This window comes from Actinoplanes sp. L3-i22 (assembly GCF_019704555.1).
Classification (GTDB): domain Bacteria; phylum Actinomycetota; class Actinomycetes; order Mycobacteriales; family Micromonosporaceae; genus Actinoplanes.
This window is the reverse complement of record NZ_AP024745.1, coordinates 9,622,662-9,637,500: the sequence shown is the minus strand read 5'-3', so window position 1 is coordinate 9,637,500 and position 14,839 is coordinate 9,622,662. Positions and strand designations below refer to the sequence as shown.

Annotated in this window: 9 protein-coding genes, 2 rRNA genes and 2 pseudogenes (1 of these 13 running past the window's edge); 10 read left to right on the top strand and 3 right to left on the bottom strand. The window is 70.2% G+C overall.

Features of this window, described 5'->3' with window-relative positions:
* Positions 1-2,360, top strand: a 23S ribosomal RNA gene (locus L3i22_RS42770) (it extends 721 nt beyond the left edge of the window).
* Positions 2,361-2,525: 165 nt separating this feature from the next.
* A 5S ribosomal RNA gene (gene rrf / locus L3i22_RS42765) occupies positions 2,526-2,642 on the top strand.
* Positions 2,643-2,708: 66 nt separating this feature from the next.
* Here rrf and L3i22_RS54485 read toward each other — a convergent pair.
* Positions 2,709-4,739 carry a hypothetical protein gene (locus tag L3i22_RS54485; RefSeq protein ID WP_221323144.1) on the bottom strand — a complete coding sequence of 677 codons (2,031 nt, stop codon included), beginning with the start codon at positions 4,737-4,739 and terminating at the stop codon, positions 2,709-2,711.
* Between L3i22_RS54485 and L3i22_RS42755 the strand changes: the two genes are divergently transcribed.
* Both L3i22_RS42755 and L3i22_RS42750 read left to right on the top strand, forming a co-directional pair.
* Positions 4,623-5,729, top strand: a complete 1,107-nt coding sequence (locus tag L3i22_RS42755) for a Replicase polyprotein 1ab (RefSeq protein WP_370644292.1) — start codon at positions 4,623-4,625, stop codon at positions 5,727-5,729. The two genes, L3i22_RS54485 and L3i22_RS42755, sit on opposite strands and share 117 nt — an antisense overlap.
* Complete coding sequence (locus L3i22_RS42750) at positions 5,726-6,724, top strand: HAD-IIA family hydrolase (protein ID WP_221323143.1); 999 nt, start codon at positions 5,726-5,728, stop codon at positions 6,722-6,724. Before L3i22_RS42755 ends, L3i22_RS42750 begins: the two co-directional genes overlap by 4 nt.
* 183 nt (positions 6,725-6,907) lie before the next feature.
* Here L3i22_RS42750 and L3i22_RS42745 read toward each other — a convergent pair whose 3' ends face one another.
* Positions 6,908-7,123 carry a hypothetical protein gene (locus tag L3i22_RS42745; protein ID WP_221323142.1) on the bottom strand — a complete coding sequence of 72 codons (216 nt, stop codon included), beginning with the start codon at positions 7,121-7,123 and terminating at the stop codon, positions 6,908-6,910.
* 148 nt (positions 7,124-7,271) lie between these two features.
* On the opposite strand from L3i22_RS42745, the gene L3i22_RS42740 reads away from it, so the two are divergent.
* Positions 7,272-8,558, top strand: a complete 1,287-nt coding sequence (locus tag L3i22_RS42740; RefSeq protein ID WP_221323141.1) for a methyl-accepting chemotaxis protein — start codon at positions 7,272-7,274, stop codon at positions 8,556-8,558.
* A 144-nt stretch (positions 8,559-8,702) separates the two neighbouring features.
* Here L3i22_RS42740 and L3i22_RS42735 read toward each other — a convergent pair whose 3' ends face one another.
* Positions 8,703-9,038, bottom strand: a complete 336-nt coding sequence (locus tag L3i22_RS42735; protein ID WP_221323140.1) for an SCP2 sterol-binding domain-containing protein — start codon at positions 9,036-9,038, stop codon at positions 8,703-8,705.
* Between the two features lie 95 nt (positions 9,039-9,133).
* Here L3i22_RS42735 and L3i22_RS54740 point away from each other — a divergent pair.
* The 5 genes and pseudogenes from L3i22_RS54740 to recN form a co-directional block, all read left to right on the top strand.
* Positions 9,134-9,775 (top strand): annotated as a pseudogene (locus L3i22_RS54740) (phasin family protein); the annotation flags it as partial.
* 706 nt (positions 9,776-10,481) lie between these two features.
* Positions 10,482-10,817, top strand: coding sequence for a hypothetical protein (locus L3i22_RS42730; protein ID WP_221330610.1), 336 nt, complete (start codon positions 10,482-10,484; stop codon positions 10,815-10,817).
* A 27-nt stretch (positions 10,818-10,844) separates the two neighbouring features.
* Positions 10,845-11,666, top strand: a pseudogene (locus tag L3i22_RS42725) (TlyA family RNA methyltransferase); the annotation flags it as partial.
* 155 nt (positions 11,667-11,821) lie between these two features.
* Positions 11,822-12,709 carry an NAD kinase gene (locus tag L3i22_RS42720; protein ID WP_221323139.1) on the top strand — a complete coding sequence of 296 codons (888 nt, stop codon included), beginning with the start codon at positions 11,822-11,824 and terminating at the stop codon, positions 12,707-12,709.
* 356 nt (positions 12,710-13,065) lie between these two features.
* A complete protein-coding gene (recN, locus tag L3i22_RS42715; RefSeq protein WP_221323138.1) occupies positions 13,066-14,823 on the top strand; it encodes a DNA repair protein RecN in 1,758 nt (585 codons plus the stop codon).
* The last annotated feature ends 16 nt before the right edge of the window (positions 14,824-14,839 follow it).

Genomic DNA, 14,839 nt, shown 5'->3' with positions numbered 1-14,839 from the left:
AGCGAGTCTGAATAGGGCGCTTTTAGTCGCATGTTCTAGACCCGAAGCGGAGTGATCTAGCCATGGGCAGGTTGAAGCGTGGGTAAGACTGCGTGGAGGACCGAACCCACCAACGTTGAAAAGTTGGGGGATGACCTGTGGTTAGGGGTGAAAGGCCAATCAAACTCCGTGATAGCTGGTTCTCCCCGAAATGCATTTAGGTGCAGCGTCGCGTGTTTCTTGCCGGAGGTAGAGCACTGGATGGTCTAGGGGGCCTACAAGCTTACTGAAATCAGCCAAACTCCGAATGCCGGTAAGTGAGAGCGCGGCAGTGAGACTGCGGGGGATAAGCTTCGTAGTCGAGAGGGAAACAGCCCAGATCGCCAGCTAAGGCCCCTAAGCGTGTGCTAAGTGGAAAAGGATGTGGGATCGCATTGACAACCAGGAGGTTGGCTTAGAAGCAGCCATCCTTTAAAGAGTGCGTAATAGCTCACTGGTCAAGTGGTTCTGCGCCGACAATGTAGCGGGGCTCAAGCACACCGCCGAAGCTGTGGCATTCACAACTTGTTGTGGATGGGTAGGGGAGCGTCGTGCAGCGGGTGAAGCGCCGGAGTGATCCAGGCGTGGACGCTGTACGAGTGAGAATGCAGGCATGAGTAGCGAATGAAGGGTGAGAACCCCTTCCGCCGGATGACCAAGGGTTCCAGGGCCAGGCTAATCCGCCCTGGGTGAGTCGGGGCCTAAGGCGAGGCCGAGAGGCGTAGTCGATGGATAACGGGTTGATATTCCCGTACCCGCAAAGAAACGCCCAAGACGAACCTTTCCATGCTAACTACTTGATCAATTCAATGGCTTCGGCCGGCGATGCGGGAGACTAGGACCCTGGTTGGTAGTAGTTTAGCGATGGGGTGACGCAGGAAGGTAGATGATCCCGGCCGGTGGTTGTGCCGGGGTAAGCGTGTAGGCCGTACCGTAGGCAAATCCGCGGTGCATGAGGCTGAGACGTGATGCCGAGCCGTTCTGGTGAAGTCATTGATCCTATGCTGCCGAGAAAAGCCTCTAGCGATGTTTCGAGCGGCCCGTACCCTAAACCGACACAGGTGGTCAGGTAGAGAATACCGAGGCGACGGGTGAACTGTGGTTAAGGAACTCGGCAAATTGCCCCCGTAACTTAGGGAGAAGGGGGGCCGGACGCGTGAAGCCCCTTGCGGGTGGAGCGTGGTATGGCCGCAGAGAGCAGGGGGAAGCGACTGTTTACTAAAAACACAGGTCCATGCCAAGTCGTAAGACGATGTATATGGACTGACGCCTGCCCGGTGCTGGAACGTTAAGGGGACCTGTTAGCTCTTCGGGGCGAGGCGGAGAACTTAAGCGCCAGTAAACGGCGGTGGTAACTATAACCATCCTAAGGTAGCGAAATTCCTTGTCGGGTAAGTTCCGACCTGCACGAATGGCGTAACGACTTCCCCACTGTCTCAACCACAGGCCCGGCGAAATTGCAGTACGAGTAAAGATGCTCGTTACGCGCGGCAGGACGGAAAGACCCCGGGACCTTTACTATAGCTTGACATTGGTATCTGAATTCGATTGTGTAGGATAGGTGGGAGACTGTGAAGCTCGGACGCCAGTTCGGGTGGAGTCATTGTTGAAATACCACTCTGTTGGGTTTGGGTATCTAACTTGCGGCCCTGATCGGGTCGAGGGACAGTGTCTGGTGGGTAGTTTAACTGGGGCGGTTGCCTCCTAAAGGGTAACGGAGGCGCCCAAAGGTTCCCTCAGCCTGGTTGGCAATCAGGTGTTGAGTGTAAGTGCACAAGGGAGCTTGACTGTGAGACTGACGGGTCGAGCAGGGACGAAAGTCGGGACTAGTGATCCGGCACTTGCGTGTGGAAGCGGTGTCGCTCAACGGATAAAAGGTACCCCGGGGATAACAGGCTGATCTTCCCCAAGAGTCCATATCGACGGGATGGTTTGGCACCTCGATGTCGGCTCGTCGCATCCTGGGGCTGTAGCAGGTCCCAAGGGTTGGGCTGTTCGCCCATTAAAGCGGTACGCGAGCTGGGTTTAGAACGTCGTGAGACAGTTCGGTCCCTATCCGCCGTGCGCGTTGGATACTTGAGAAGGGCTGTCCCTAGTACGAGAGGACCGGGACGGACGAACCTCTGGTGTGCCAGTTGTTCCGCCAGGAGCATGGCTGGTTGGCTACGTTCGGAAGGGATAACCGCTGAAAGCATCTAAGCGGGAAGCCTGCTTCGAGATGAGGTATCCCACCACCTTGAGTGGGTAAGGCTCCCAGCTAGACTACTGGGTTGATAGGCCGGAGATGTAAGCACGGTAACGTGTTGAGTTGACCGGTACTAATAGGCCGAGGGCTTAACCACCCTAAACATTTTACTTGCGTCCACTGTGTGATTCACAGCAAACGAACAACCACCCTGTATTCGGGGATTCTGGTTGGCCTGGGAAGAAGGCCGGCTGGTATCCGCGGACTGATGAGAATCGGTCCGGCCGAGGTCAGGTTGTTGGTGTTCCGCGCTGACATGCGTTTCGGTGGTCATAGCGGAGGGGAAACGCCCGGTTACATTCCGAACCCGGTAGCTAAGCCCTCCAGCGCCGATGGTACTGCACTCGGGAGGGTGTGGGAGAGTAGGACGCCGCCGGACTCAACGTAACGGTCGAGGGCCGCCCCACACGGGGTCGGCCCTCGACTGCGTTTATGACTTCGTTCCCTAGTAACTTTGTGTTTGAGGCATGGCCGCCCGCTTCGAGGGGCCGCCGCCGTACTTGGAAGGAATTGATCCGTGAGTACAGGACCGCAGGACGGCGGCTCCAGCAACCGTGACGAGGCCCGGGAGGGCCGCAGTCGCGATGGCGGCGACGCTCGCCGCGGCGATGGAGGCGGATATCAGGGCGGCAACCGGTCCGGTGGTGGTGACCGTGGTGGCTACCGCGGTGACCGGCCCCAGGGTGACCGGCCGCAGGGCGGCGGGTTCCGTGGTGGCGACCGGGACCGTGGCGGCTACCAGGGCGGCGGCGACCGCGGTGGATTCCGTGGCGGTAGCTCTGGTGGCAGTTCCGGCGGCGGCTACCGGGGCGGTAGCTCTGGTGGCAGTTCCGGCGGCGGCTACCGGGGTGGTAGCTCTGGTGGCAGTTCCGGTGGCGGCTACCGCGGTGGCAGTTCCGGTGGTAGCTCCGGCGGTGGCTACCGGGGCGATCGTCCGCAGGGCGACCGGCCGCAGGGTGGCGGGTTCCGTAGCGGTGGCGACCGTCCGGGTTACCAGGGCGGTGGCGACCGTGGCGGCTTCCGGGGCGGCGACCGTTCCGTAGGCGGCGGCAGCGGTGGTGGCTACCGGGGCAGCAGTGACCGTGGTGGCAGCACCGGTGGTGGCTACCGGGGCGATCGTCCGCAGGGTGACCGGCCGCAGGGTGGCGGGTTCCGCAGCGGTGGCGACCGTCCGGGCTATCAGGGTGGCGGCGACCGGGACCGTGGCGGCGACCGTCCGGGCTATCAGGGGGGTGGCGACCGCGGCGGGTTCCGTAGCGGTGGTGACCGTCCGGGTTACCAGGGTGGTGGCGAGCGCCGGCCGTTCAACCGTGACGACCGTGGTGGCAGCAGCACCGGTGGTGGTTACCGGGGTGACCGTCCGCAGGGTGACCGGCCGCAGGGTGGCGGGTTCCGTAGCGGTGGTGACCGTCCGGGCTATCAGGGTGGCGGTGATCGCGGTGGGTTCCGTGGTGGCGACCGTGACCGTGGTGGTTACCAGGGTGGTGGCGACCGTGGTGGCAGCACCGGTGGTGGTTACCGGGGTGACCGTCCGCAGGGTGACCGGCCGCAGGGTGGCGGGTTCCGTAGCGGTGGTGACCGTCCGGGCTATCAGGGTGGCGGTGACCGCGGTGGGTTCCGTGGTGGCGACCGTGACCGTGGTGGTTACCAGGGTGGTGGCGACCGTGGTGGCAGCACCGGTGGTGGCTACCGGGGCGACCGTCCGCAGGGTGACCGGCCGCAGGGTGGCGGGTTCCGTAGCGGTGGTGACCGTCCGGGCTACCAGGGTGGCGGCGAGCGCCGGCCGTTCAACCGTGACGACCGCGGTGGCAGCAGCACCGGTGGTGGCTACCGGGGCGATCGCCCGCAGGGTGACCGGCCGCAGGGTGGCGGGTTCCGCAGCGGTGGCGACCGTCCGGGCTACCAGGGTGGCGGCGACCGCGGTGGATACCGGGGTGGCGACCGCACCGGTGGTACCCGTGAGGGCTACCAGGGTGGCGGCGGCTACCGCGGCGACCGGCCCCAGGGCGACCGTCCGCAGGGTGACCGCCCCCAGGGCGGCGGGTTCCGTGGCGGCGACCGGGACCGTGGCGGCGACCGTCCGGGCTACCAGGGTGGCGGTGACCGTGGCGGCTTCCGTGGCGGCGACCGGGACCGCGGTGGCGACCGTCCGGGCTACCAGGGTGGCGGTGACCGTGGCGGCTTCCGTGGCGGCGACCGGGACCGTGGCGGCGACCGTCCGGGCTACCAGGGTGGTGGCGACCGCGGTGGGTTCCGTGGTGGCGACCGTGACCGTGGTGGCGACCGGGGCGGGTCCCGTGGCGAGCAGGACCGTGGCGGCTTCCGGGGCGACCAGCCGGAGACCACCGAGGACGGCCAGGTGGCCTTCCAGGCTCCGGCTCTCCCCGACGAGATCGTCGCGACCGACCTCGACCAGGAGGTTCGCGGCGAGCTGGCCGCGCTGTCCCGGGACGTGGCGGACACCGTCGCGCGTCACCTGGTGGCGGCCGGCACCATCATCGAAGAGGACTCCGAGCTGGCTCTGCAGCACGCGATCGCGGCGCGGCGGATGGCCTCGCGGATCGCCGTGGTGCGCGAGGCCGTCGGCCTGGCGGCGTACGCGGCCGGTGACTGGACCACGGCGATCGCCGAGCTCCGCACCTACCACCGGATGACCGGCAAGCAGACGCACCTGGCCGAGCTGGCCGACTGCGAGCGGGCGCTGGGCCGTCCGGAGCGGGCGATCGACCTGTTCCGTGGCGCCGACGTCGCGAACCTGGAGAAGTCCGGGGCGATCGAGCTGCTGATCGTGGCGGCCGGCGCCCGTGGTGACCTCGGTCAGCACGACGCGGCCGTGGCGATGCTCCAGGTCAAGGAACTGACCGCCGAGGAGACCGCCGAGTGGGCGGCGCGACTGCGGTATGCGTACGCGGACGCCCTGCTCGCGGCGGGTCGGCGGGAAGAGGCGCGGGAGTGGTTCGGCCGGGCCGCCGCGGTTGACGAGGACCAGCTCACCGACGCGGCGGACCGGGTTCTCGAGCTCGACGGCGTCACCATCGAGGGTGACGACGACGAGGACGACGAGGACGACGAGGACGACGAGGAGCTGGACGACGAGGCGCGGGACTCGGCCGGTGACTCGGACGAGGACGACGACGAGGACCAGGACGACGACTCGGACGATGCGGACGAGGACGACGACGAGGACCTCGACGACGAGCCCGAGGCGGAGCTCGACGAGGACGACGACGACTCGGATGACGAGGACGACGACGACCTCGAGGACGACGAGGACGACGAGGACGAGGAGCCGGCTCGCGCGGCGGACACCGACGTCAACACCGACCCGGTGAAGGCGGAGAAGTCCGAGAAGCACGAGGTTCCGGCCGCGGTCTTCGAGGCGCCGAAGGCGGACACCGATTCGGACCGGGACGAGACGGACGGCGACGAGTTCGCCGGTCGCGGTGAGGACCGGCCGAAGGCGTGACCGACCACCTCGCCAGCAGCTACGACCTGGCCATCTTCGACCTGGACGGCGTCGTGTTCCTGATCGACAAGCCGATTCCGGGCGCGGCCGAGGCGGTCGAGCGGCTGCGGGCCGAGGGGACGTCGATCGCGTACGCGACGAACAACGCGTCGCGGCGGGCCGCGGATGTGGCCACGCTGCTCACCGGCATGGGCGTCAGTGCCACCCCGGCCGAGGTGCTCACCTCGGCCGGTGCGGCCGCCGCCCTCGTCGCGGAACACGTCGAGCCCGGTTCGCCGGTGCTGGTCGTGGGCGCGGAGGCGCTGCGAGGCGAGGTGCGGGACGCCGGGCTGACCCCGGTCGACTCGGCGGACGACGCGCCGGTCGCGGTGGTGCAGGGCTACGGGCCCGAGGTGGGCTGGAAGATCCTGTCCGAGGCGGCGCTCGCGGTTCGCGCGGGCGCCACCTGGTACGCGACCAACACCGACCGGACCCTGCCGAGCCCGCGCGGCCCGCTGCCGGGCAACGGCTCGCTGATCGCGGTGCTGCGGACGGCTCTCGACCGGGAGCCGGACGTGGTGGTCGGCAAGCCGCAGCCGGCGCTGTTCACCACGGCGGCCTCGGCCGCCGGGGCGGAGCGGCCGCTGGCGATCGGCGACCGGCTGGACACCGACATCCAGGGCGCGGTCGGCGCCGGGATGGACAGCCTGCTGGTCCTGACCGGGGTCAGCGGCCCCAAGGACCTGCTGGCCGCGCCGGCCGAGCGCCGCCCCGCGTTCGTGGCGGCCGACCTGTCCGGCCTGTTCCGGCCGGCCGATCGGGCCGCGGTTCCGGCGGCGGAGGTGGACGGCTGGACGGTCACCCGCGAGGGTGATCGGGCGGTCCTCGACGGCTCCGGTGACCCGGTCGACGCACTTCGTCTGCTGTGCGGGGTGACCTGGGACGGCGTTGCGCCGGCCGACATCTCGGCGGCTTCCGCGGACGCCACCGAGGTCCTGAAGAGCTGGGGTCTCTGACCCCACGCGTGCTACGAAAAGCCCCGGCCGGGTGGCCGGGGCTTTTTTGTTTTCGGGGTACGCCTTGCGGCCGGACCCTGGGCGAGGCGCGGGGCGGCCCGGGGAGGGGCGGACGTCGCGCGCTGCTCGCGTGGGGCGTTGCCGGGTGCGGTTGGGGCGGCTTCCCGACGTACCTCGGAAGGGTTATTGATGGTGGTATTGCTCGGGGCGCGGCCGGTGGCTGCGGCGGGGGAGAGGTGGCGCCTCGGGGTCGATGTGGAAGATGCCGTCGACCATGGCGACCATCGGGGAGCTCATGTAGTCGAAGTCGGGGACCGCGACACGTTCGGCCCGGTCGTGGACGTTCTCCGCGTTGCACGTGCCGTCGATGCACGGGACGTCGGGGCGGACGTGGTTCATGATCGCCTCCCAGTTTCCCGGGCGGCCGTCATCCGGCGGTCGCTCGTCTTCCCCTCAATCGTCGCACCGGGAGCCAAGGCCGGACCAGGAAATCTCTTCTGCCGCGATTAGGGTCAATCGGCGGGGGTAGCGGTCGAAACTGGGGGATGTGACTTCTCTTACGCTGCCGCGGGGTGCACGACTCTCCGACGCGTCGTGGCAGGCCCGGCACCGGATCATCAGCCGACTGCTCTGGTTCCACGTGCCGGTGTTCCTGGTGGTGGGCATGCTCGGGCCGCGGCCGCGCTGGGAGGTCGTGCTGCTCACCGTGGCGGTCGCCGGCTGGGCGGCGCTGATCCCGGTGCTGCCCTCGGCCAAGGCGCAGGCCTCGCACACCAGCGTCGGCCTGATCGCCTGCACGTTCGTGGCGATCGAGCTGTCCGGCGGATCGATGACCGCGCACATCCACCTGTACGCGATCCTGATCTACGTCGCGCTCTACCAGATGTGGGCGCCGTTGATCTCCGCGGTCGTGGTCGTGGTGGTGCACCACGGGGTGCTCGGGCTGCTCGCGCCGGAGCGGGTGTTCGGCATGCACCACATGGGCGTCGGCGCCGCGATCGAGCAGGTGGCGGTGCACGCCGGGCTGGCCGCCGTCGAGGTGGTCGGCATCGTGATCTTCTGGCACTTCGCGGAGCAGGCCGAACGGGAGAACGAGCAGCTCGCCAAGGAGGCCGCGGAGGCCCGGGAGGCGACCGAACGGGCCGAGCGGGAGGCCGGTGAGCGGGCCGCCGACGACCTGCGGGCGCGGTCCGCGGAGTCCGCCGAGCAGGCCCGCCGGATCACCTCGGACGTGGCGTCGATCAGCGTGCAGGCGCACGCCGCGATCTCCGCGGTCGCGGCGGTGGACCGGGAACTCGCCGCGCTGGCCGCCTCGGTTCAGGACATCGCGGCCCGGTCGGCGTCCGCGGCGACCACGGCCGCCGACGGCAAGGACGCGGCGGCGTCCGCCGGGGAGAAGGTACGGGCGCTGGAACGCTCGGTCGGCGAGATCGCCGACGTGAACGCGATCATCGCGTCGCTGGCCGACCAGACGAATCTGCTCGCGCTGAACGCGACCATCGAGGCGGCCCGGGCCGGGGAGATCGGCAAGGGGTTCGCGGTGGTCGCGAGCGAGGTCAAGGACCTGGCCCGGGAGACCGCGGACTCGGTGGAGCGGGTCAACAAGGTGATCACCGCGATCGTGGCGGAGACCGATGACGTGGCGCAGACGTTCGCGCAGACGACCGGGGCGGTGGACGGGATCCACGAGCTGCAGCTGAACATCGCGTCGGCGGTGGAGGAGCAGGCGGCGGTGCTCGGGGAGGTGACCAAGCAGCTGTCGACGGCTACCGCGTCGGCGGATCAGGTGCTTGCCGGGTTGGAGGAGCTCGCCGCTTCGTCGTCGGGAGGCTAGCTTCGGCCGTCGGCTTCGGCCGTCGGCTTTGGCCTTTGTCTTCGGCCTTTGTCTTCGGCCGGCGGTGGCCGCGGTGCTCGCGTTCCGGGCGGAATGATCTCGGCTTGAACGATCTGGTCGCCGGGGTCGTATCACCCGGCGTGATCAGAGGAGCTTACGGAGCTTGAGCAGGTCGAACGGGTTCGCCTTGACGGTGATCTGGCGGCCGGCGATCGCGCGGGTGATGTCCAGCCGGCCGGCGATCAGCGCGATCAGGTCGTCGCTGGCGGCGATCAGCGCGATCTTCGCCTTCGGGTCGTCGCCGTCGGCGATGTCGACGAGCAGGCCGCCGGCGATCCGGCCGTGGAACGCCGTCGCCAGGTCGGTGACCCGGCAGGCGAGAGTCCGGTCCAGGTCGAGTTTGCCGCGCGCCTCCGCGTTCGCCGCGAGTTTCGCGGCCAGGTCGTGCAACGCTTTGCGGCACTCGTCCACCGTGGCCACCGGCATCTCCCCTCGCGACACCAGCACCGTACCTCAGGAAGTTGTCGGGGGCTCCCGGTAGCGTGGCACCCGACGCGGCGAGAGGAGGAGGGATCATGCCGGATGCATGGCGTGCTTATCTGGACCTGGCGCTCGGGCTGACCGAGGCGCCCCGGAAGAGGGCGCAGAAGGTCGCCGGTGAGTTGCTCAACCGGGGCGGTGCGACGGCGGTGCAGGTGCAGGGGCTGGTCGAGGACCTGCTCTCGGCCGGCATCGCGAACCGTGAGGCACTGACCAACATCGTTCGATACGAGGTGGACCGGGCGCTCGGGCGGGTCGGCCTGGCCACCGCTGACGAGGTCTCCGAGTTGACCGGGCGGGTGCACGACCTCGAGAAGAGGTTGCGGGAGGCGCAGGCTCGCGCGGATTCCGCGGACGGTGGGGTCGTGGCTCCGGCCGTGGCCCCGACTCCGGCGCCGGTGCGGCCTGCGGGCCCGGTGGCCTCGGCGCGCGCTGCCGCGCCGGCTGGTTCGCCGCCGGTGAAGAAGGCCGTGGCCAAGAAGGCGGTCGCGAAGAAGGCTGTGAAGGCTACGCCGAACGCGATGCCGTCGGCGGGGACCGGGCGGGGTGGGGCGGTGGCCAATGCCGCGGCCTCGTCGGCTCCGGCCGCTGCCGGGTCCGCGGCTTCCGTTCCGCCGGGGAAGAAGGCTCCGGCGGTCAAGCGGGTGCCGCGGAAGTCCACATCGGGCGGAGTGACTCCGGCCGAGCTCGCTGCTGAGGTTGTCGCGGCGGCGGCTGAGGAACTTCCGGTGCGGAAGGCTGCTCGGCGGCCTGCGGTGAAGAAGGCGGCGAGTGGGCCGGGTGCTCCGGCCGCTGGTGGTACTGCTGCTGCTGCGAAGAAGGCTCCGGCGGCCAAGCGGGTGCCTCGGAAGAGTGGTGGGGAGCCGGCTTCGGCCAGTCCCGCGCCGGCGGGGACGGCGGAGTCGCCGGTCAAGGCGGTTAAGGAGGCGGCGGCCGCCACTGAGCTGCCGTTCATCGCGCCGAGTGAGAGTGCGCCGAGCCAGAGCGCGCCGAGTGAGAGCGTGCCCTTGAGTGGGTCTGCGAGTGCTTCGGGTGGGGCGCGGACGCCTCGGAAGCGCGTGCCGGCCAAGAAGACGGCTGCGGCCTCTGGTGGGGATGCGCCCGCCGCGCGGCGGGGTTCGGGCCGGGCGGCTTCGGCCGCGGGCTCTGGTTCGGGCCGGGCGGCTGCTGAGCCGAGTTCGGGCCGGGCGGCTGCTGAGCCGAGTTCGGGCCGGGCAGCCGCGGAGCCGGGTTCGGGGCGGGCGGCTGCGGAGCCGGGTGCGGCTGGGGCGGCGGCCAAGCGGGTTCGGAAGGCGGCTCAGGTGCCGAGTCAGACGCAAGCCAGGAAGTCACAGCCGGCGGTGGAGAGCTCCGGCCGGACCGAGAGCCCGGAGGCGTGATCCCGTGACGTTCCCGAATTCCGCGCAGGGTGGTGGGCCCCGTCCCGGGCCGCCGCAGGGTGGCTTCCGGCCCGGTCCGCCGATGGGTGGGGCGCGTCCCGCGCCGTCGCCCGGTGGGTTCCGGCCGGAGCCGCCGGGCGCGGGGTCCGGGGACTTCACGCCGGCCGAGCATTACCGTACGGGCGAGGACGGGATGGTGGTGGAGACCGGTCATCCGGCGGTGGACGCGGTGCTAAGTTCGCTCGCCAACGCCGCGCGGCTGGCACCGGCCGAGCAGATAGCCGAGTACGAGGCCGCGCACCAGGTGCTCCAGGAGACCCTGGCCGGCATCGACCGCTGACCGACCCGTACCGGAAAAAGGAATTTGATGGCCCGCCGTGCGCGTCTCGACGCCGAGCTAGTCCGTCGTAAGCTCGCCCGTTCCCGGGAACAGGCCGCCCAACTGGTGGCGGCCGGCCGGGTCCAGGTCCGGGGGACCGTGGCCCACAAGGTGGCCGCCATGGTCGACCCGGCCGACCCGCTGCTCGTCACCGGCGAGGACCCGCAGACCGAGTACGTGTCCCGTGGTGGCCACAAGCTGGCCGGCGCGCTCGCCGCGTTCGGCGCCAAGGGGCTGACCGTCGAGGGGCGGCGCTGCCTGGACGCGGGCGCGTCCACCGGCGGGTTCACCGACGTGCTGCTGCGCGCGGGCGCCGATCGGGTGGTCGCCGTCGATGTCGGATACGGGCAGCTGGCCTGGCCGATCCGCACGAACGAGCGGGTCGACGTGCACGAGCGGACCAACGTGCGCACGCTGACCCCGGACGTGATCGGCGGCCCGGTGGATCTGACCGTCGCGGACCTGTCGTTCATCTCGCTGCGCCTGGTGCTGCCCGCGCTCGCCGCCTGCACCGGCCCCGAGGGGGACCTGGCGCTGATGGTGAAGCCGCAGTTCGAGGTCGGCAAGGAGCGGGTCGGCACGGGCGGCGTGGTGCGCGACTGGCGGCTGCGCGCCGAGGCCGTGCTGGACGTCGCCGCCGCCGCGGCCACGCTGGGCCTGGGCGTGGTGGACGTGACCGCCAGCCCGCTGCCCGGGCCGAGCGGCAACGTGGAGTTCTTCGTCTGGTTCCGGCGGGGGGCGCCCGTCGCGGACCGGGAGCGCGTCGAGGCGGTGGTCGAGGCCGGCCCGAGCGGCGAGGCGGCCGCGGCGGCGCTGTCCGGCCCGGACGGTGAGGCGGCTGCGGCGGATGCTGCGGCGCCTCCCGGGGGCGACGGAGCGGCGGTCCCCGCCGGACAAGGGGAACAGGAACGACCGGGGCTCGCGGAGGCGCGGGACGATCAGCCGGTGGCCCACATGGAGGACAAATGACTCGCTCGGCTTTGCTGGTCACGCACACCGGGCGACGGCAGAGTACGCAGCATGCCCGTACGGTCGCGCTCGACCTGATCGCCGCGGGCTTCGAGGTCCGGGTCATCGCCGACGAGGTCGCCGACCTCGGGCTGCCCGACGAGGTGCGGGCGGTCGACAACGAGGAGGCGGCCGAGGGCATCGAGATCGTGCTGGCGCTCGGCGGCGACGGGACGTTCCTGCGCGCGGCGGAGCTGGCCCGGCCGGTGAAGGCGCCGCTGCTCGGCATCAACCTGGGCAAGGTGGGCTTCCTCGCGGAGGCCGAGATCGACCACATCGACGAGGCGGTCCGGGAGATCGTCTCCGGCGACTACACCGTGGACGAGCGGCTCACCCTCGACATCCGGGCGGAGTACGACGGCCGGTTGATCGCGGAGTCGTGGGCGCTCAACGAGGTCAGCGTGGAGAAGGGCCAGCGGGCCCAGATGCTCGAGCTGATGGTCGACGTGGACGGGCGGCCGCTGTCCCGGTACGGATGTGACGGTGTGGTGTGTGCCACTCCGACCGGGTCGACGGCGTACGCGTTCTCGGCCGGGGGGCCGGTGGTCTGGCCCGAGGTGGAGGCGCTGCTGCTGGTGCCGATCAGCGCGCATGCGCTGTTCAGCAAGCCGCTGGTGACCGCGCCGACGTCGACGTTCAAGCTGACGGTGGATCCGTACACCTCGTTTGCCGTGCTTTGTTGTGATGGTCGCCGCACGTGGGACCTTCCGCCGGGGTCGACGGTGACCGTGGAGCGTGGGCAGCTGCCCGTGCGGCTGGTCCGGCTGGCTCCGCGGCCGTTCACCGACACCCTGGTGGCGAAGTTCGAGCTCCCGGTGGTGGGCTGGCGCGGCAACCGGCGCTGACCAGGGGTGACGATCGGCGCCGGCTCCTCAGCGAACCGGCGCCGGGCACTGCCGCTGTGGTCGGCAAAAGCGGCGGCAGTCACCAAAAGTGTCGTCGAGAAGGCTCGGGCGGCCGAGAAAGCGGCCGCGGCGTGCGCGGGGGCCTGCCGGCGTGGCGGCGTGAGCGCGGAAGCGCGGGCGTGGCGGTGCGGGCGGCGCGGGCGTGGCGGCGCGGGTGCGGCGGCGTGGGTGCGGGCGTGGCACGGAGTGAAAGAAAAGGCGAAGTCCGGGAAAACCGGCGGCAACCACGGCGATTGACGCTGATCAGAAACACCCGCACTGGGCAATTGTCGGGGGTCCCCACTACCCTCTGCCGTGTGCTGGAGGAACTTCGCATCACCGGTCTGGGCGTCATCGACGACACGACCCTGCGGCTGTCCGCGGGTATGAACGTGATCACCGGTGAGACCGGGGCGGGTAAGACGATGGTCGTGACCGGTCTCGGACTCCTGTTCGGGGGCCGGGCCGATGCCGGTCGGGTCCGGGCCGACCCGGGCCGGGCGGTCGTCGAGGGCCGGATGAAGTTGAAGGGCACGCTCGGCGACGCGGTCCGCACCCGGATCACCGACGCCGGCGGCGCGATCGACGACGACGGCTCGCTGCTGCTGAGCCGCACGGTGACGGCCGAGGGCCGGTCCCGGGCGCACGTCGGCGGCCGGAGCATGCCGGTGTCCACGCTCAGCGAGCTGGGCGAGCAGGTGCTGGCCGTGCACGGTCAGTCCGACCAGCTGCGGCTGCTGCGCCCGAGCGAGCAGCGTTCCGCGCTGGACCGGTTCGCCGGCCCCGAGCACGAGAAGCTGCTGGACGGCTATCGCGAGGCGTTCACCCGCTGGCGCAAGGTGGTCGAGGACCTGACCGACCGCCGCCGTAACGCCCGGCAGCGCTCGCAGGAGGCCGACCTGCTCAAGCTCGGCCTGGACGAGATCACCCGGGTCGACCCGCAGCCGGGCGAGGACGAGGACCTGCGCGCCGAGGTGCAGCGGCTGGAGCACGCCGAGGGCCTGCGGATCGCCGCGGCGCTGGCCGGGCAGGCGCTGGCCGCCGGGGTCGAGGCCGCCGACGACGCGCCGGACGCGTCGACGCTGATCGGCACCGCCCGCCGCACCCTGGAGGGCCAGTCCGGCGTCGACGCGAAGCTGGGCGACCTGGCGCTGCGCCTGGAGGAGGCGGCGACCCTGGTCGGTGACGTCGCCTCGGAGCTGTCCGCCTACCTGAGCGAGCTGGACGCGGATCCGGCCCGGCTGGAGGCGATCTACGAGCGGCGGGCCGCGCTGCGCGGCCTGACCCGGAAGTATGCGGACGACATCGACGGCGTGATCGCCTGGGCGGAGAACGCGAAGACCCGCCTGACCGAGGTCGACTCCTCCGAGGAGCTGCTGGAGGAGCTGGACAAGGAGCGTCAGCGGCTGGCCGCCACGGTCGGCGAGCTGGCCGGGCGGCTGACCACGGCCCGGCGCGAGGCGGCCGTCCGGTTCTCCGAGGCGGTCAGTGTCGAGCTGGCCGGCCTGGCGATGCCGCATTCCCGGGTCGAGGTGGCGGTGCTGACCCACGCGCCGTCGAAGGACGAGCCGGCCGTCACGGTCGACGGCGCGGAGCTGGGCGCCGGGCCGGACGGGGCGGACGAGGTGGAGCTGCGGCTGCTGGCCCATCCGGGCGCGCCGTCGCTGCCGTTGCAGAAGGGCGCGTCCGGTGGTGAGCTGTCCCGGGTGATGCTCGCCATCGAGGTGGTCTTCGCCGGGGCCGGTGGCCCGCCGACGCTGGTCTTCGACGAGGTGGACTCCGGTGTCGGGGGCACCGCGGCGGTGGAGATCGGCCGGCGGCTGGCCCGGCTCGCCCGTACCCATCAGGTGTTGGTCGTCACGCATCTGCCGCAGGTCGCGGCATTCGCCGATCGCCACCTGGTGGTCGCGAAGGACACCGGTGGTGCGATCACCACGAGCGGGGTGCGGATCGTCGAGGAGACCGAGCGGGCCCGGGAGCTCTCCCGGATGCTGGCCGGCCTGCCGGATTCGGACTTGGGTATCGCCCATGCGGAGGAGTTGCTGGCGGTCGCCGGCCGGGAAAAGCGTGGGTGAGAGAAACATGACCGGA

Bases quoted from the DNA above. Each gene is read 5' to 3' on its own strand.
- L3i22_RS42745 (WP_221323142.1), bottom strand. From the start codon at position 7,123: ATGAACCACGTCCGCCCCGACGTCCCGTGCATCGACGGCACGTGCAAC.
- L3i22_RS42720 (WP_221323139.1), top strand. From the start codon at position 11,822: ATGACTCGCTCGGCTTTGCTGGTCACGCACACCGGGCGACGGCAGAGT.